The 2,323-nt window shown below is 61.5% G+C and carries 2 protein-coding genes; both read right to left on the minus strand.

Translation table 11 applies throughout. The features are described 5' to 3' along the window. Window positions 1-854, minus strand: an 854-nt coding sequence (locus ACZ6J2_RS21755) for a filamentous hemagglutinin N-terminal domain-containing protein (protein WP_471726635.1), incomplete at its 3' end; no start/stop codon positions are given. 14 nt (window positions 855-868) lie between these two features. Then, window positions 869-2,323: ShlB/FhaC/HecB family hemolysin secretion/activation protein (locus tag ACZ6J2_RS21760; protein WP_471726636.1), on the minus strand; the 1,455-nt coding region annotated here is incomplete at its 5' end.

The raw sequence follows: 2,323 nt of genomic DNA on the forward strand, positions 1-2,323 counted from the left end.
GCATCCAGCTGAATATCGCCCTGGCGCGCGGTGAGGTTGCCGAGGTTCACCCCCACGCCCGCCTCGCTGGAGACCAGGCGGATACGGTTGGCATACATTCCGCCGAGCGCGCCGGTATCCACCGCCACCACGGGTGCGGGCCCCTCGCCGCTAATCGGCGTGACGCTGCCGTCGGCACCCACGCGGTTCGCCCCTGCCGTCACCGTCAGGTCGTTCGCGTGTATCGCGGCGTTCACTTCCGTTGCGCGCGCAATAATCGACAGCGCGTCGCTCTTGCTGGCGTCCAGCCCCTGGCCTTCAACCGTGATGGCCCCTTTCGTCACCTCAAGCGCCAGCAGGTTACCGCTGGCGTCAAACTGCGGCTTGCCGGTGGTCAGGGTGACGTTCGGGGTGTTGATAAATCCGCACCCGTTACAGGTAATGCCGTACGGGTTGGCCACCATGACGTTTGCCGCCTTACCGGCGACTTCCGTGTAGCCCTGCAGCTGCGAGCGGCTGGCGCCCGTGACTTCGTTGATGATGCCTTTCGCTTCCCGCCCGGCCTGCAGGTTGGGGTTGTTCTGGATAAGCCCGCCCAGCTGGGTTTGGGTTAAACGGTCCGTGCCGTTATTGAGGATAAGCCCCTCGTTGCCGACGTTATACTCGCCGAACTGGTTATGCGAGATGCCCGCCCCGTTCGGGGTGGCGATGTTGACGACCGGCACCCCGTTTCCCGCCCGATCGACAGTGGTCTGCCCGGCCGGCGTGAGCGCCGCCGCGACGGCAGGTACCATCGGCTGCCAGACCATCAGGCCGCAGACAATCCAGCTGATCAGACGCTGCGAGAAACGAACGGGTGGGTGACGGGTATCCATAGTCGTAGAGTCTCTTAAAGCATGAAGGCAATGCGCCAGTTAACGCTCACATGATCCGGGCCGAGCCAGTCGGGATAGTGCAGCGGCGTGCCGACTGAAACCTGGCTGCTGTACCAGCGCCCGGCGCTGCTCAGCCCCACCGAACCGCCCCACAGCGTGCCGGAGGCAAAGCGGTCCTGACGGTCTTTTTCCAGCCAGCCGCCGTCAACGGCGACCGTTGCGCTTACCGCGCCAATCACCGGGAGGGTGAAGAGGGAATACCCCAGCTCGTTACGCCAGTAGCCGCCGTTATCCCCGGACAGGTACTGTTCTTTAAAACCGCGTACGGAGCTTTCGCCGCCGAGCGTCAGGCACTCGGCGCCGTACAGCCGGTCGGGCGACCACTGGCCGTAGGCGCTGGTCAGCCACCACGCGTTACGGGCGACTGGACGCTGGAAACTGGCGTTCAGGCTCCATTTACGGAATTCCGCCCGCGGCATATCCCCGGATTTATTTTCGTCGGTTTCGGCATTGAACCACGGCATGCCGTGGCTCCAGGTCGGGTTGAAGGTCGCCACGCCGCCCAGCATTTTTTGCGTGTGGGTAATTCCCAGGACCAGGCTGGAAAGGTTGCGCGTGCTGCTCTTAAGCGGCGCGTCGTTAAGCCAGTTGCGGCTGGAACGCTGAACCACGCCCGCCGCAATGCCGGTTTTGACATCCCCGTTGCGGAAAACCACCCAGGACGCGTTAAGGCGGTGGGTTTTAGTATCGCCCGTGGAGAGCCAGTTGAAGCCCTGGTTACTGATAGTGGTCCGGTAGTTACTCCAGGCGTAGCTGTAGTCCAGTAATCCGTAGCCAGACGGCACGCTGACGCCAGCCTGGAAGTTCTGCGCATCGTACGCGCTGGCAAAATCGCTGCTGCGCCCGCCGCTGACAAACCATCTATCCGCCAGCCCCAGCATATTATTCGCGGTGAGCACGCCATTCAGCTGGTTTTCACCGGTGCTCTTCTGCCCGCTATTATCCAGGCTCACGGATGCACTTAACGGAAATTCCGGTTTGGCCGTGAGATTAACGATGGAATATCCGGCCTGCGTTCCCGGCAGAATTTCAATCTGCACCGGCTCTGAACGCAAACGGTTAATTTGCTCCATCCCCTGTTCGATGTCGCGTAAATTAAGGATGCCGCCCACCCGTCCCGGAAACGCCATTTTCAGCATGCGCGGCGTTTCGCCTTCGAGGCGTATCGCCTCCAGCCGTCCTTCCAGCACAACAATATTCAGCTGACCGCCGGAGAGATCCTGCTCGGTGAGAAAGGCGCGGCTGGTGATATATCCCCGGCTGATATACCAGTCAGAAATATGGGCGAGAAGCTCCGTTATTTTCGCCATATCCAGACACCGGCCCTGCCACGGCGCAACGAGAGCCTGCCGGGTTTTCGGGGAAATGAGGGTCGCGCCGGAAAGGGTAATGGTATCAATGGTGAAGCA

The sequence above is a fragment of the Enterobacter sp. E14S genome (genome assembly GCF_055666685.1).